Source organism: Marivita sp. NO-S04 (genome assembly GCF_059070475.1).
This window is the reverse complement of record NZ_CM180980.1, coordinates 1737001-1752056: the sequence shown is the minus strand read 5'-3', so window position 1 is coordinate 1752056 and position 15056 is coordinate 1737001. Positions and strand designations below refer to the sequence as shown.

Genomic DNA, 15056 nt, shown 5'->3' with positions numbered 1-15056 from the left:
ATAGCAAGCCACTGCGCCCCATGCGAGGGCGTTTTTCCCTGCAAAGCGGTATTGATAGCTGTGTGGTGATTGGTCGGGCTAGCAGGACTCGAACCTGCGACCTTCCGTCCCCCAGACGGACGCGCTACCAGGCTGCGCTATAGCCCGACTGCGGCCTGTCATAACGGTTTTGGGTCGGGCCGCAAGTGCGAATTTCGGCAGTTTCAACAAAGCAGCCCTTACCGGGCAACCGCTTTCAACTGATCCAGAATCGGTGCGATCTGCTGCGCTTGTGCGGGCGACAGGTGCCGTATGCCTGCAAGATAGGTCAGGGCACTTGGCTTTGGTTCCGCAGGGGTGGCCACAACAGGGACGACGGGTTCTTGGACGGTGTCGGCCTCTTCCCTAACGGCGTCTTCTGTGGCCACGCGATCCGCCATTGAACGTTGGAGAAATCCGGGCAGGGCGGTTTCGGGTTCCGGCTCAGCTGCAAGAACCACCTCCGGTTCAGGTTCCGCGGCCTGTGGTTCCTCCTCGAGGAACGCGTCTTCAACGGCAGGCTCCGGCTCGGTCTCTGCGATGTCTGCAGAAGGCGTCTGGGGCTCCGATGTGACCGCCTGATCAGGTATGTCATCCGCTGCGTCCGCCTGCTCTGGTTCAGCGTCGGCAGCGGCACCGGGCAGGTCTTCCGCAATCGGCGTGTCCTCGACGGTCTCAGGCTTGGCGAAGGGCACAACCGTGTCCAGCGGCTCGGATGCGGGCACGTCCTCGAGAAGTGCCAGATCGGCCTCTTCTTCGTCGCTCAGGCTTAATTCACAAAGCGAGGATACATGTTTAATGCCTTGTTCTCGAAGTATTTTTTGCACACCCTTGATGGTCATTCCATCATCGTGCAGCAGCTTTTTGATCCCACCCAGAAGGCGCATATCAGCGGGGCGGTAATACCGCCGCCCGCCTGCACGTTTGACAGGTTTGACTTGGGTGAATTTGCTTTCCCAGAACCGCAGAACGTGGGCCGGTGTGTCCAGCCATTCGGCGACTTCGCTGATCGTGCGAAAGGCGTCTGCGGATTTGCTCATGCGCTCAGCCCTTGTTGCCTGCGGCCACGCGGTCTTTCATGAGGTGGGAGGGGCGGAAGGTCAGAACCCGGCGCGGGTTGATCGGAACTTCCTCGCCGGTTTTGGGATTGCGCCCGACACGCGCAGCCTTGTCCCGGATCGAAAACGTACCAAAGGACGAAATCTTTACCTGTTCACCTTCGACCAAAGCGTCGGACATATGATTGAGGACTGTTTCCACGAGGTCCGCGCTTTCATTCCGCGACAACCCCACTTCGCGAAACACAGCTTCGCTCAGGTCCATACGTGTCAGTGTCTTTTGTCCCATACACAAACCTCCCCGGTTTGCGACAGCATGCGCCTTGCGATTTTCCGAGTCAATATCAACGGGTTGCAGGTGGGTATTTAGAAAAGGTTTTTGCCTACCAGCGTATAACGACAGCACCCCAGGCCAGACCGCCGCCAATCGCTTCGGTCACTATCACATCGCCGCGCTTGATCTGGCCACGTTCCACACCGACGGACAAGGCAAGGGGAATGGATGCGGCCGAGGTGTTGCCGTGGTTCTGAACCGTCACCACCACGTTATCCATGGAAAGACCCAGCTTTTTGGCGGTGCCCTGTATGATGCGGATATTCGCCTGATGCGGGACAATCCAGTCCACTTCGTCATTGGCAATACCCGCTTTCTCCATCGCAATGCTGGCGGTCTTGGCCAGCTTTTCCACCGCGTGGCGGAACACTTCCTTACCCTGCATCCGCAGAAACCCGGTCGTTTGCGTGCTCACGCCGCCATCGACATACAGGATATCGCGGTGCTGGCCGTCGGAATTCAAATCAACCGACAGGATGCCCCGATCCGTCTTGTCACCAACACCGTCCTGCGCTTCGAGGATCACGGCACCAGCGCCATCACCGAACAGCACACAGGTGGATCTGTCTGACCAATCCATGATGCGGCTAAAGGTTTCTGCACCAATCACCATGATCCGCTTGGCCTGACCGGATATGATCAACGCATTTGCATTGGCCATGGCATAAATGAACCCGGCGCAGACGGCCTGCACGTCAAAGGCAAACCCGCGGTTCATGCCAAGCGCGGCCTGCACCATGGTTGCAGCAGAAGGAAAGGTAAGATCGGCAGTCGACGTGGCCAGCACGATCGCGTCCAGATCGTTGGCCGTCAGACCTGCATTGGCCAAAGCGTTCCGCGCGGCCTTGGTCGCGATATCCGACGTGGTTTCACCATCCGCTGCGAAATGTCTGCTCTCGATGCCGGACCGGGACTTGATCCATTCATCGGACGTGTCCAGCGTTGCTTCGAATTCAGAATTGGGCACAACCCGCTCTGGCAGGTAATGGCCCAGCCCTACGACAACCGAACGTGTGGTCATTTCGGGCTCTCCTCGTCTGTATTGGTCTGTTGGTCCGATTCGGACGCATTTTCTGTGATCGACGCCAGCCGGGCAGCCAGCCGTTCGGAAAAGCCCGATTGCGCCAGTTGCACTGCAAGCTGAATCGCGGCGGCAACGCCGGTTGCGTCGGCAGAGCCATGCGATTTCACGACGGTGCCGTTCAACCCAAGGAACACGCCGCCATTCACCCGGCGCGGGTCGATCTTTTGTTTGAGGCGTCGCAGGGATGTCAGCGCCAAAAGTGACGCGAGCCGCGACAGGGGCGAATAGGCAAATGCCTCTTTCAGACGATCCCCGATCAGTGAAGCCGTACCCTCACCGGTTTTCAACGCGACATTGCCGGTAAAGCCATCGGTGACGATCACGTCACAGGCCTCACCGGGAATGTCGCCGCCTTCGACAAATCCGACGAACTCGAATTGCGCCTTGTCAGCCATCCTGCCGATCAGCTCATGTGCTTCTTTGAGTTCGGCCTTGCCCTTGTGTTCCTCGGTGCCCACGTTAAGCAACCCGACACGCGGCCGGTCCAGATCAAGCCCATTGCGGGCATAGGACACGCCCATAAGCGCGTATTGCAGCAGGTCTTGTGCGTCGGCGCGCACATCCGCACCCACGTCCAACATCACGTTGAAGCCCTGCGGATTGCGCGAGGGCCACAGAATCGCGATGGCCGGGCGGTTCACCCCCGGCAATTTGCGCAAGCGGATCATCGACAACGCCATCAGCGCGCCTGTGTTGCCACAGGACACCGCAACGGTCGCTTCCTTGTCACGCACGGCTTCGATGGCGGCCCACATGGATGTGTCCTGCCCGTGCCGCATGATGTGGCTTGGCTTGTCTTCCATCGACACAATGCCCGACGCATCCCTGATTTCGCAGCGTCCGGCCAAAGCCTTTTTCCGCTCGATCAGTTTGGTCAGCTTGCCTTGGGGCCCATGGACGAGGAAATGGATATCCGGATTCGCCTTCGCAGAACGAGACATGCCGGAGACAACTGCCTCCGGCCCCAGATCGCCGCCCATAGCGTCGATAGATAGCACAATCGGCGCGACACCCACCTTTTTATGATCCTGCGAAGAGGTCATGCGGAGGGTTTCGCCCAATCGTTGCTTATGCCGCGTCTTCGTCCAGGTCGATTTCGTCGGCCTGTGCGATCACTTCGCGATCCGCGTAGTGGCCGCAGGACGGGCACACGTGGTGCGGCCGCTTGAGTTCGCCGCAGTTGGAACATTCGTTCGGATTTGCAGCAACCAGAGCGTCATGTGCGCGACGGTTGTTGCGGCGCGACTTGGATACTTTGTTCTGTTGGACAGCCATGTCTCAACCTCAATTTTCTATAATCTGTAGCATGCTCGCCATGCCGCGTTTTGGGTGTGTCCGGCCTCTTAAGGGAAAACCGGGCCGGGTGACAACCCCACCTCAGATGAAGGCGCGAACATAGGGGCAATCGTGAAATCCGCAAGCGTTTTCTGGCGGGTTTCTTTACGACTTTTCATCGAACTGATCCCGCAGGGCGGCCAGACCTGCAAACGGCTTGGTGTCCTCATCTTTCAAGGGGGCCACACCGTCCTCGGCGAACACCGCTTCGCCCAGTTCGGCGTTTTCGGACCGAGGATAAAGCGGCAAAGCCAGCAAGAGCGATTCGACCATCGCATCATGGGCAGAGATGATCGCACCCAGCGGCTCTGTGCTGGTGTCTTCTGGCATCTCCATTTCAGCCCCGGCTTCCACATCCTCGAAATATTCTTCCGGGACATACCGCCGCTCGACGGGTTCATCGATACGCGTGGTCACCGGATCAAGTGTAACGACGCAAGGCTGCACCACTGTGGCCCCAAGCTTGGCCGTCAACGTCCAGCCACGCGCGCCCGATGGCGAAATCTCGCCGGTAAAGCGCAATTTCTTAACGCCCGGCAGGTCGAGCTGTCTCGCAATCGCCGCCCGCATACCCGCATCGGGCTGCAAGTCGAACGCGGTTTCACGTCGGCTCGACAGGTCGCTGACGCGATATTCTCCGGGTTTCAGAACCTCTTGTGGCATATCTTGTGTTCACCCTTTGCTTGAACGCAGGCCCAAGGCCGTGTAATCGGGATAAAAGGCAGCGAACGCCAACGCAAGAGAGGCGCCATGCAGGGCATCAGATCGACAGTCAGGATCGGGCTTGTGACGCTTCTGTGCATTGCGCTTGCAGGATGCACCGCGCGTTACCGCACGCATGGCTATGTTCCATCCGAAGACGAATTGCAGCAGATCGTACCGGGGGTCGACACCCGCGCCACGGTCGAAGATCTTGTCGGCGTGCCATCCACGTCGGGCACGCTGAACGAATCCGGGTTCTATTACATCGAAAGCGATGTCCGCCATTTCGCATGGAAACAACCCGAAGTGGTCGACCGCGAAGTTCTGGCCATTACGTTTGATTCCACAGGTGTCGTCGAAAACATCGAACGCTTTGGTCTCGAAGACGGACAGGTCGTGCCGATCGCCCGCCGCATCACCCGCTCCGGGGACGGCGACATCAGCTTTATCCGCAAGCTCTTCGGCAACATCGGCGGGATCAACGCAGCCGACTTCTTCAACTGATGACGATGGCGGCAGCGGCGCAGATCGCTGCTGTTCCGGATCATGTGTCGTTGCGCTTTGGCCCATATCGAGCGGTGATCGGCACCTCATGTGCAAGTCGCGAGGCCGCACTGTCCCTACGCGCGGCCGCCTTCCGCAACGGTGAATCTGATACAGACCGGTTCGATGCGCTGTGTCTTCACTGCGGCGTCACCAACCGCACAGATACAGCGCTGGTCGCATTTCGGGCCCGACTGATCGAAGACCCAGGCGCGCTGGCCGACAGCTATACCGGCCAGAATTACGACCTGTCACCGCTACACCGGATGCCGGGGCCGTATCTTGAGCTGGGTCGGTTCTGTCAGTCCAGTGGCTCACCCGACGTGACAGCGCTTCGGCTGGCATGGGCAGCTCTTGGCGTTCTGGTAGACCGGCACGACATTCGCATGATGATTGGGTGCAGTTCGTTTTCCGGAGCCGATCCCGAAACACACCGCGCAGAGCTTGCATTTCTGCACGCCCATCACCTTGGTCCCAAGGCACTGCGCCCAAACCGAGCGTCAGCCGATGCCATTGATCTGCCCGATGGTCCTGCATCACCGACCGGCTTGCCGCAGCTTTTGCGCAGCTATTTGGCGATGGGTGGATGGGTCAGCGACCATGCGGTGATCGACCGGGAACTTGACCGGCTGCACGTGTTTACAGGGCTGCCCGTCGATGCCATTCCAGCGCCCCGCAAGGCCCGGCTGCGCGCCTTGGCGCAGGCTGCACAAACCAGCCCCCTTGACCTTGCGCCCGCCGCGCCGTAGCGCGACGGCATGGCCATTATTCCGCTTCTGCAACTCAACGACATCTCGCTTACCTTTGGCGGTGAGCCGGTGTTCCATGACCTCAGCCTTGTGGTGCAACCGGGCGACCGTGTGGCACTTGTGGGCCGCAACGGTTCGGGCAAATCCACCCTCATGAAGGTGATGTCCGGGCTGGTCGAACCCGATCGCGGCGACCGCGTTGTCCCGCCGGGTATCAGCACCGGATATATGGAGCAGGACCCCGACCTCAGCGGGTTTGCCACGCTGGGCGATTACGCCATGCACGGGCTTGATTCGTCGGAACTGTACAAGGTGGAACGCGCGGGCGAAGGGCTTAAATTCGACCCCGACCGCATGACAGAAACCGCATCCGGCGGCGAACGCCGCCGCGCCGCATTGGCACGATTGATGGCGCAGGATCCGGATCTGATGCTGCTGGACGAGCCGACCAACCACCTTGATATCGAAGCGATCGGCTGGCTTGAGGACGAGTTGAAACGCACCCGCAAGGGCTTTGTTCTGATCAGCCACGACCGGCGCTTTCTCTCTGAACTCACCCGCGCGACGCTCTGGATCGACCGCGGACAAGTGCGGCGTCAGGAAAAAGGGTTCGACGCGTTCGAGGCGTGGCGCGACAAGACGTGGGACGACGAAGACCTCCAGCGTCATAAGATGGACCGCAAGATCAAATCCGAAGCGCGATGGGCCGTCGAAGGCATCAGCGCCCGTCGCAAACGCAACATGGGCCGCGTCCGCGCGCTGCAAGATCTGCGCGGCGAGCGTGCCGCAATGATCAAACGGCAGGACACCGCCGCGATGGAACTGGCCTCGGGGCCAAAGTCAGGCCGCAAGGTGATCGAGGCTGTGGGTCTGACCAAAGTCTTTGATGACACAACCATCGTGGGCAATTTTTCCCTGACCATACAGCGTGGCGACCGGGTGGCCTTTGTCGGCCCCAATGGCGTGGGCAAGACGACGTTGATCCGCATGCTGATGGGCGAAATCGACCCTGACGAGGGCACGGTCAAGCTGGGCACGAACCTTGCACCGGCGGTGTTCGACCAGACCCGCGCGCAGTTGAACGAAGACCTCAGCTTGTGGGAAAACCTGACGGGCGATCCTGAAATGCGGGTCTCGGGCAAAGCCGATCAGATCATGGTGCGCGGTGCGCCGAAACATGTGGTGGGCTATCTCAAGGAATTCCTGTTCGACGAACGACAGGCCCGCGCGCCTGTGCGGTCATTGTCGGGGGGCGAAAAGGCACGACTTCTGCTGGCCCGGATCATGGCACGTGAATCGAACTTGCTGGTGTTGGACGAACCGACCAACGATCTGGACGTCGAAACGCTTGACCTGCTGCAGGATCTGCTGGGCGAATATGACGGAACGGTTCTGCTGATCAGCCATGACCGCGATTTCCTTGACCGCGTGGCCTCCACCACCGTGGCAATGGAAGGGCGCGGGCGCGCCACGGTCTATGCGGGCGGGTGGAGCGATTATCGCACCCAGCGGGGCGAAGATGCCTCCGAGGCCACAGCGTCTAAATCCGCACCCAAGCAAGCGACCAAACCTGCAGCCGCGCCCAAATCAAAAACCGGTCTGAGCTTTACGGAAAAGCACCGGCTTGAGGAATTGCCCGCCGAAATTGACCGCCTGACCGCCGAGATCGACAAGCTGGAACAGCTGATGGCCGATCCGGAACTTTTCACGCGCGAACCCGTGAAGTTCAAGAAAGCCTCTGAAGCGTTGGTCACCCGACAGACCGCGTTGGCCGAGGCCGAAGATCTTTGGCTGGAATTGTCGGAAAAGGCCGAGGCTGGGTGACGCTTCGATCAATGGAAACGCCAAAATGCGGTGCCGCATCTTCGCGCTCTGTCTGGCGGGACGCGTGCGGTGACCTAACTTCGGCGCTATGAACGACCCCATCTTCATCGGCGCCCGCATTTATCGCGGTTCAAGCTATGGCCCGCGCCACCCTTTATCGATTCCCCGCGTTCCGACGGTGACCGACCTTTGCCGCACGCTTGGCTGGCTGACGGACACGCAGTACCGCACGAGCCCCTGTGCCAAACCGTCTGCGTTAATGAACTTTCACACCCCCGCTTACATCGCAGCCCTGCAGCGCGCCGAGGCCACCCTGCAGGCAGATCCCGCCTTTGATTTGGGCACATTGTCGAACCCAGTGTTTCCCGAGGTCTACCGACGCCCCGCAACGGCGGCGGGCGGTGGGCTGCTGGCGGCCGAGCATGTACGGGCAGGGGGGGTCGCCTACAATCCCGGTGGTGGCACCCATCACGGGCTGCCCGATCGGGCCAATGGTTTTTGCTACATCAACGAACCGGTGCTGACGATCCGGCACTTGCTGAGCATGGGGCTGAACCGCATCGCCTATGTCGATATCGACGCACATCATTGCGATGGGGTGGCTGTGGCATTCCATGGGTCCGAGCAGGTGCGCATGATCTCGGTCCACGAGGACAAGCGCTGGCCCTTTACCGGCGCGCTTGACGACGACGCGGGCGGGGCGGCGATCAACATTCCCGTCCCACGCGGGTTCAACGATACCGAATTCGACCTGATCCTGAACGACGTGATCCTGCCTGCTCTCGCAGCGCAAAAGCCGGATGCCATCTACCTGCAATGCGGTGCAGATGCCGTGACCGAAGACCCGCTGTCGCGTCTTACACTGTCGAACCGCTGTCACGTGAAGGCGGTCACGGCGTTGCGCGCGATGGCGCCACGCCTGATTGTCTCGGGTGGTGGGGGCTACAATCCGTGGAGCGTCGGGCGTGCCTGGACCTGCGTTTGGGCAACACTGGCCGGACACGAGATCCCGGATCGCTTGCCGCAAAACGCGACAGATATTCTGCAAGCGCTTCGTTGGTCACGAAAGGCACAACCTTCGGACGTGCTGTTGACGACGCTGCTTGATGACCCACGGCCCGGCCCGATTTCAGAGCAGGTCCGCGCGGCAATTGCGCATCTGAAATCCGGGTCAGCTTGGCAGGCCGGGTAGCGGCAGGCGTAACACGGCGCGATCGTCTTGCAATTCACACTCCGGCCAGATGTCGCGGTCATGGCACAGCCGCGCCAGCAGCGCAAACTGCACATGCGCAGGGCTGATACCTTGCATGTCGGCACATACCCGATCAGTGACCACGGCCCAAATCGGCAGTTCCCCACGCACGTTTGGGGCATCGGCGCGCGCAACAAGGCTGCGGTCATGGACATCAAAGCTTAGCAACCCGCCCTGAGGCAAGGCCGCCTCAAGGCACAGGGCCGATAGATAGGCCAGCTGCGTGACGTCGCGGCCCAAATCCTGAGCGATCCGCCATTCTGTGGACAGGCGTGTCCCCGCATAGTGATCGGTCAGCGTCTTGCGCGCCTCTGCAACGGGAATTGCGCGGGTATCAGTGGCGGTGCCAAACGCGATGCGAAAGAAACGGATGCGGGCCGTGGCATGATCGCAGCTTTGCTGGATCAACGACATCTCCGGCCCGACCGGTGCCGAAGCCGTCATACCAGCCAGTTCCAATCCGTTCGAAATTGCGCCAATAGGGCTGATGAGGTCGTGGCAAATGCGCGATCCGATCAACGCGGCCAATGAAGCTGCATCCTGATGCACTATATCCTCCCATACGCAGTACGGAGACCGCGCATGACTGATCTGAATGGAATTCTGGAACCAGGATCGCTGGTTCGCCACCCCGATGAACCCGATTGGGGTGTCGGGCAGGTGCAATCCAATATCGGCGACCGCATCACCGTGAATTTCCGCGAAGTGGGAAAAGTAGTTATTGATGGGTCACGCATCGGGTTGGTTCCTGTTTTCGATGAGTAAACATCACAACCAAAAGTTGATGAAAGCTTAATTTCTTTCGGAAACGTTGGTTTTTCGGTCAATCCGACGCCGTTGCGCGTCACCAGGTGGCACATTAAGGTGACTGCGAACGAGGCGGGCCACCCCAAATGCTACAGACTGCACCCCAGTATCAGACCTCGCTTGCCCGATCCAAGGCCGAGATCCGCGCGGCGCAACGGCTTCGCTACGAGGTGTTCGTTGCCGAACTGGGCGGCAGTGGCGACGGCGTCGATCACTCGAACCGGCTTGAAATCGACAGGTTCGACACCCATGCCGACCATCTGCTGTTGCGCGATTTAAAAAACGGGTCCGACGCTGTCGTCGGGGTCTACCGCCTGATGACCCAAGGCCACGCGACTGCCGCGAATGGGTTCTACTCTGCTTCGGAATTTGATCTGACGCCCCTGTTGAGCAGTGGTCTTTGCCTCTTGGAACTGGGGCGATCCTGCCTGCATCCTGATCATCGTGGTGGGCCTGCGCTGATGGCGCTTTGGCAGGGGCTGGCCGATTATGTGGCAGGCCACGACATCGACATCCTGTTCGGCACGGCCAGCTTTCACGGCACGGATCTTGAGGCGTTGCAGCACCCGATCTCGCACCTTCACGCCACCTATCTTGCGCCCGAGCCGCTACGCGTCACCTCGACCATGACCACAGATCTGGCGCTGCTGCCGCCACACCGGATCGACCGCAAGGCCGCGATGCGTGACACGCCTGCGCTGATCAAATCGTACCTCAAGCTGGGCGGCACAATCGGGCAGGGCGTCTTTGTGGACCATGCCTTCAACACAACCGATGTCTGCCTGATCCTCGACACGGCGCAGATGACTGCAGGGCGTTTCGACAGACCCGCACGGCGCGCAACATGAGCCCAACATGGGACAGCGACGATCCCATCACCGATCCTCCGATCTCGTCGGCAGGCTGGGTGCGGGTGCTGCTGCGTGGCATCTCATTGGGTGCGGTGGTGTTCGGCGGGCTCGCACTGCTGCTGCTGCTCCGACTTGTCGAGCGGCCGATCTTCGGCGTCGACCGTCCTCTGACACCCTATATCACTCAGGCCGTGTGCCGGTGCGCGTTTGTCATCCTGCGCCTGCCGCTTTTGGTGCGCGGGCCCCGTATGAAAGTGCCGGGTGCGGTGGTTGCCAATCACGGATCATGGCTTGATATTTTTGCGCTCAACGCGCGCAAGAACGTCTATTTCGTGTCCAAATCTGAGGTCGCCTCTTGGCCCGGAATAGGCTGGCTGGCGCGGGCCACCGGAACAGTCTTCATCCAGCGCGACCCCCGCGAGGTAAAAGCCCAGATCGCGGTGTTCGAAGACCGGCTGGAACATGGGCACCGACTGCTGTTCTTTCCCGAAGGCACATCGACCGACACGCTGCGGGTTTTGCCGTTCAAGCCCACGTTGTTCGCCCCTTTCTTTTCCGACCGGATTGTACATGACATGCACATTCAGCCGGTCACCGTGATCTATCACGCCCCCGATGGCGAAGACCCGCGCTTTTATGGCTGGTGGGGGGACATGGGCTTTGCCCAACATCTGCTCAAGGTGCTGGCGCAGCACCCGCAAGGCAAGGTTGAACTGGTCTATCATGGGCCAATGCGGGTCGACGCTTTTCCCAATCGCAAGTCGCTGGCCAGCCATCTGGAATCGCAGGTTCGGTCGGCCCACCCGACACCCGATCCATGACCCCAGTGCCACTGGGGTAAATCCCAAGCTTGCGCATCCGCAACTTACACACGAGGCCAATTGATCCAAAGATCAGAAACCCCACCTGGATAAAGAACGCCCCCAAATTGAAAGCGCCGATCAGGCTGATCAGAACAAGCGTTGCAGCAGTCAATTGGTTGCAGGAATAATATGGCCCGTTGCCGCAAATCCGACCCGTCTGCACCAGCGCGAATCCCCCGACATACAGGAACGATCCCACAACGCCGCAGACCTGAAGAAGGTCGGGATAAGCCCGCATGGCTTCGAAGAGGCCTGTCATACATGCGCTCCGTAAAATAGACCCGACTGCTGCACATGGCGAACAGTCGGGCCGACAATCTGAAAACACGCCAGAGCCAGATGAGGGCTGACCCAAGCGCAACCTTAAAAAGTCTTTGTGAACCGAAACCGATCCTTGTTACCCGTCACATCCCCCGTCCGAACCAAGCCCGGAGCCGCCAACCGATTGAAATAATGTGTCGGCGTTGTGGTCTGCGAAGAACTATCCTTATGCGCTTTGTTATATAGATGACGCTAAGTCAGCGCAGGTCTGGAATACCTGACCTCGGTCGGATTTTCCCGTGAAATGAGCGTGAAACCTCGTCGAATTCGTTGCGTCAAACCAAGAATAGACGAGTCGCGTAACACAAAAGCAAAACGGCGCAGGACGATCCCGCGCCTTTTAAAAATGTTATATGTCAGTGAACTACGAGGTAATCCTGATGTGATTTTGGTTCAGCTTTCGCCAGCAGCCTCGTCTTCTTCACCCTGATCTGCGATCCAAGCCACCGACACGACCTCTTCGTCCGCCCCGGTGTTAAACACCCGCACACCACCCGCGCTTCGCGAGCGGAAGGAAATGCCGTCGACCGGAACCCGGATCGACTGACCTTTCGAAGTGGCCAACATGATCTGGTCGTCCATCTCGACCGGGAAAGACGCCACAATGGCTCCGCCGCGCATACCCTTGTCGATCGCCTGCACACCTTGGCCACCGCGACCTCGAACCGGGTAATCATGCGACGACGACAGTTTGCCAGCACCCTTGGCGGTGATCGTCAGGATCAGGTTTTCCGCCGCCGACATCTCGGCATAGCGTTCCTGTGTGATGGACCCCGGAGCCGTTGCATCCTCGTCATCTTCGATCTCGGCATCATCCGCCAGACCAGCCACCGCGCGACGCATCTTGAGGTAAGCGGCCCGTTCTGCCGGATCTGCCTCGAAGTGCCGGATCACAGCCATGCTGACCACACGGTCCGAGCCATTCAGGCGAATTCCCCGAACACCAGTGGATTTACGACCCTTGAACACCCGCACCGCCGTGGTCGGAAAGCGAATGGCGCGTCCCGCATCCGTGACCAGCATCACGTCGTCATCCTCGGACGCGATGCGGGCATTCACCAGCTCCACTCCCTCGGGCAGATCCATCGCGATCTTGCCGTTGCGCATCACATTGGTGAAATCAGACAGCGCGTTGCGCCGCACGTCACCAGCGCTGGTGGCAAAGATGATCTGCAAGTCGTCCCAATGCTTTTCGTCGCGATCCACCGGCATGATGGCGGCAATCGACACACCTGTCGGAATGGGCAGGATGTTGACGATGGCTTTGCCCTTGGCAGTGCGCCCGCCCTGCGGCAAGCGCCACGTCTTGAGCTTGTAGACCATGCCTTCGGTGGTGAAGAACAAAAGCTGCGTGTGCGTGTTGGCCACGAACAACGTGGTCACCACGTCATCGTCTTTGGTCGCCATACCAGACAGACCTTTGCCGCCGCGCTTTTGTGCCCGGAAATCGGCCAACGGTGTGCGCTTGATCCAGCCCGATTGGGTCACGGTCACAACCATGTCCTCGCGCTCGATCAGGTCTTCGTCTTCCATGTCGCCCGACCAATCGACAATCTCGGTCCGGCGCGGCACCGCGAACAGGTCGCGGACCTCTTTCAACTCGTCGGAAATAATCCCCATGATCCGGTCGCGCGAGCCAAGAATTTCAAGATACTCGCGGATTTTTCCAGCCAGTTCTTCCAATTCATCAGTGACTTCTTTGACACCAATCTGGGTCAGGCGCTGCAAACGCAGTTCGAGAATGGCCCGCGCCTGTATCTCGGACAGGTTATAAGTGCCGTCCTCATTCGCAGTATGGGTCGGATCGTCGATCAGCGCGATATAGGGCAGGATCTCGGCCGCGGGCCAACGCCGTGTCATCAACCGCTCGCGCGCTTCGGCGGCGTCGGCAGACGACCGGATCGTCGCGACCACCTCGTCGATATTGGTCACAGCCACTGCCAGACCACACAACACATGGCTGCGTTCGCGTGCCTTGCGCAGAAGGTGCGCCGTGCGCCGTGCCACCACATCTTCGCGGAAGTCGATAAACGAGGTCAGGAACTTGCGCAGGGTCAACTGCTCGGGTCGGCCACCATTCAGCGCCAGCATGTTACAGCCGAAATAGACCTGCATCGGCGTAAAGCGGAAGAGCTGGTTCAAAACCACCTCGGCTGTCGCATCGCGCTTCAGCTCGATCACAACCCGCACGCCATTGCGGTCGGATTCGTCCTGGACGTGGGAAATCCCCTCGATCCGCTTTTCACGCGCCGCCTCGGCAATGCGCTCGATCATGGTGGCCTTGTTCACCTGATAGGGGATCTCGTCGATGACAATCGCCCAGCGATCCTTGCGAATTTCCTCGACCCGCGTCTTGGACCGGATGATCACCGATCCACGTCCCTCAAGATACGCTTTTCGCGCGCCGGTTCGGCCCAACATGATGCCCCCGGTGGGGAAATCGGGGCCGGGGACGTATTCGATCAACTGTTCTGAACTCAAATCAGGCTCTTCGATCAACGCCAGCGTGGCGTCGATGACCTCGCCCAGATTGTGCGGCGGGATGTTGGTCGCCATGCCGACAGCAATACCACCCGCACCATTGACCAGCATGTTGGGAAAGCGCGCGGGCAGGACCGTCGGTTCACGGTCCTTGCCATCGTAGTTGTCCTGAAAATCGACAGTTTCCTTGTCGATATCCGCCAGCAGATAGGCGGCGGGTTTGTCCATCCGCACTTCGGTATACCGCATGGCCGCTGCGTTATCGCCGTCCATCGACCCGAAATTGCCCTGACCGTCCAGAAGCGGCAGCGACATGGAGAAATCCTGCGCCATCCGCACCAGCGCGTCATAGATCGCGCTGTCGCCATGCGGGTGGTATTTCCCCATCACATCGCCCACCGGACGCGCCGATTTGCGGTATGGCTTGTCATGCCCGTTGTTGCTTTCGTGCATCGCATAGAGGATGCGCCGGTGCACAGGTTTCAGACCATCGCGCAGATCCGGAATGGCCCGGCTCACGATCACGCTCATCGCGTAATCGAGATACGATGTCTTCATCTCATCGGTGATCGACACCTGCGGACCCGCATATTTGGGGCGCTCAGGCGGCATATCTTCTGTGTTATCAGGAGTTTCTGGCGTGTCGCTCACGTGGATAGCCTGCTGTCGTTATGTCTATATTTTGTTGGCCTAATGTATATCAGAGACAGCATGTAGGCCGCAATGCACTTGACCAAATTAGTGGCGCCCGCCTCTTGGCACTCACGCTCTGCTCTGGCTAACACACTGTTTTTGTTGAAAAGTCGCGAATCCATGGCACACTCATTCGTACAA

General features: G+C 59.6%; 15 protein-coding genes, 1 tRNA gene and 1 pseudogene. 7 read left to right on the top strand and 10 right to left on the bottom strand.

Features of this window, described 5'->3' with window-relative positions; genetic code table 11:
* Window positions 1-70: 70 nt before the first annotated feature.
* The 7 genes from ACK3EW_RS09185 to ACK3EW_RS09155 form a co-directional block, all read right to left on the bottom strand.
* Window positions 71-147: transfer RNA gene (locus ACK3EW_RS09185), tRNA-Pro, on the bottom strand.
* Window positions 148-218: 71 nt separating this feature from the next.
* Window positions 219-1058, bottom strand: coding sequence for a MerR family transcriptional regulator (locus ACK3EW_RS09180; RefSeq protein WP_493809321.1), 840 nt, complete (start codon window positions 1056-1058; stop codon window positions 219-221).
* 4 nt (window positions 1059-1062) lie between these two features.
* Entirely contained in the window at window positions 1063-1365 is a 303-nt protein-coding gene (gene ihfA / locus ACK3EW_RS09175) for an integration host factor subunit alpha (protein WP_085630683.1), read from the bottom strand.
* Window positions 1366-1459: 94 nt separating this feature from the next.
* Window positions 1460-2431, bottom strand: a complete 972-nt coding sequence (locus ACK3EW_RS09170) for a beta-ketoacyl-ACP synthase III (RefSeq protein WP_493809320.1) — start codon at window positions 2429-2431, stop codon at window positions 1460-1462.
* The gene (gene plsX, locus ACK3EW_RS09165; RefSeq protein WP_493809319.1) at window positions 2428-3537 is read right to left on the bottom strand and encodes a phosphate acyltransferase PlsX; all 1110 of its coding nucleotides are present in this window, start codon (window positions 3535-3537) and stop codon (window positions 2428-2430) included. Before plsX ends, ACK3EW_RS09170 begins: the two co-directional genes overlap by 4 nt.
* Window positions 3538-3562: 25 nt before the next feature.
* Window positions 3563-3769, bottom strand: a complete 207-nt coding sequence (gene rpmF, locus ACK3EW_RS09160) for a 50S ribosomal protein L32 (protein WP_085630687.1) — start codon at window positions 3767-3769, stop codon at window positions 3563-3565.
* 165 nt (window positions 3770-3934) lie between these two features.
* A complete protein-coding gene (locus tag ACK3EW_RS09155) occupies window positions 3935-4492 on the bottom strand; it encodes a YceD family protein (protein WP_493809318.1) in 558 nt (185 codons plus the stop codon).
* 87 nt (window positions 4493-4579) lie between these two features.
* Here ACK3EW_RS09155 and ACK3EW_RS09150 point away from each other — a divergent pair, with 87 nt between their 5' ends.
* The 4 genes from ACK3EW_RS09150 (at window position 4580) to ACK3EW_RS09135 (ending at window position 8839) form a co-directional block, all read left to right on the top strand.
* Window positions 4580-5035 carry an outer membrane protein assembly factor BamE gene (locus ACK3EW_RS09150; protein WP_493809317.1) on the top strand — a complete coding sequence of 152 codons (456 nt, stop codon included), beginning with the start codon at window positions 4580-4582 and terminating at the stop codon, window positions 5033-5035.
* The gene (locus ACK3EW_RS09145; RefSeq protein ID WP_493809316.1) at window positions 5035-5823 is read left to right on the top strand and encodes a GNAT family N-acyltransferase; all 789 of its coding nucleotides are present in this window, start codon (window positions 5035-5037) and stop codon (window positions 5821-5823) included. Before ACK3EW_RS09150 ends, ACK3EW_RS09145 begins: the two co-directional genes overlap by 1 nt.
* A 9-nt stretch (window positions 5824-5832) precedes the next feature.
* Window positions 5833-7647, top strand: coding sequence for an ABC-F family ATP-binding cassette domain-containing protein (locus tag ACK3EW_RS09140; protein ID WP_493809315.1), 1815 nt, complete (start codon window positions 5833-5835; stop codon window positions 7645-7647).
* Window positions 7648-7735: 88 nt separating this feature from the next.
* Window positions 7736-8839, top strand: coding sequence for an acetoin utilization protein AcuC (locus tag ACK3EW_RS09135; RefSeq protein ID WP_493809314.1), 1104 nt, complete (start codon window positions 7736-7738; stop codon window positions 8837-8839).
* Here the strand turns inward: ACK3EW_RS09135 and ACK3EW_RS09130 are convergent.
* The gene (locus tag ACK3EW_RS09130) at window positions 8819-9448 is read right to left on the bottom strand and encodes a histidine phosphotransferase family protein (protein ID WP_493809313.1); all 630 of its coding nucleotides are present in this window, start codon (window positions 9446-9448) and stop codon (window positions 8819-8821) included. The genes ACK3EW_RS09135 and ACK3EW_RS09130 overlap by 21 nt on opposite strands.
* 33 nt (window positions 9449-9481) lie before the next feature.
* Here ACK3EW_RS09130 and ACK3EW_RS09125 point away from each other — a divergent pair, with 33 nt between their 5' ends.
* From ACK3EW_RS09125 to olsA, 3 genes are all read left to right on the top strand, one after another.
* Window positions 9482-9664 carry a DUF3553 domain-containing protein gene (locus ACK3EW_RS09125; RefSeq protein ID WP_085630699.1) on the top strand — a complete coding sequence of 61 codons (183 nt, stop codon included), beginning with the start codon at window positions 9482-9484 and terminating at the stop codon, window positions 9662-9664.
* A gap of 128 nt (window positions 9665-9792) precedes the next feature.
* Entirely contained in the window at window positions 9793-10554 is a 762-nt protein-coding gene (gene olsB, locus ACK3EW_RS09120) for an L-ornithine N(alpha)-acyltransferase (protein ID WP_493809312.1), read from the top strand.
* The gene (gene olsA / locus ACK3EW_RS09115; RefSeq protein ID WP_493809311.1) at window positions 10551-11378 is read left to right on the top strand and encodes a lyso-ornithine lipid O-acyltransferase; all 828 of its coding nucleotides are present in this window, start codon (window positions 10551-10553) and stop codon (window positions 11376-11378) included. Before olsB ends, olsA begins: the two co-directional genes overlap by 4 nt.
* A 49-nt stretch (window positions 11379-11427) precedes the next feature.
* Here the strand turns inward: olsA and ACK3EW_RS09110 are convergent.
* Window positions 11428-11658, bottom strand: a pseudogene (locus ACK3EW_RS09110) (CBU_0592 family membrane protein); the annotation flags it as partial.
* Window positions 11659-12134: 476 nt separating this feature from the next.
* Window positions 12135-14834, bottom strand: a complete 2700-nt coding sequence (gyrA, locus tag ACK3EW_RS09105; RefSeq protein WP_493809714.1) for a DNA gyrase subunit A — start codon at window positions 14832-14834, stop codon at window positions 12135-12137.
* Window positions 14835-15056 lie beyond the last annotated feature (222 nt).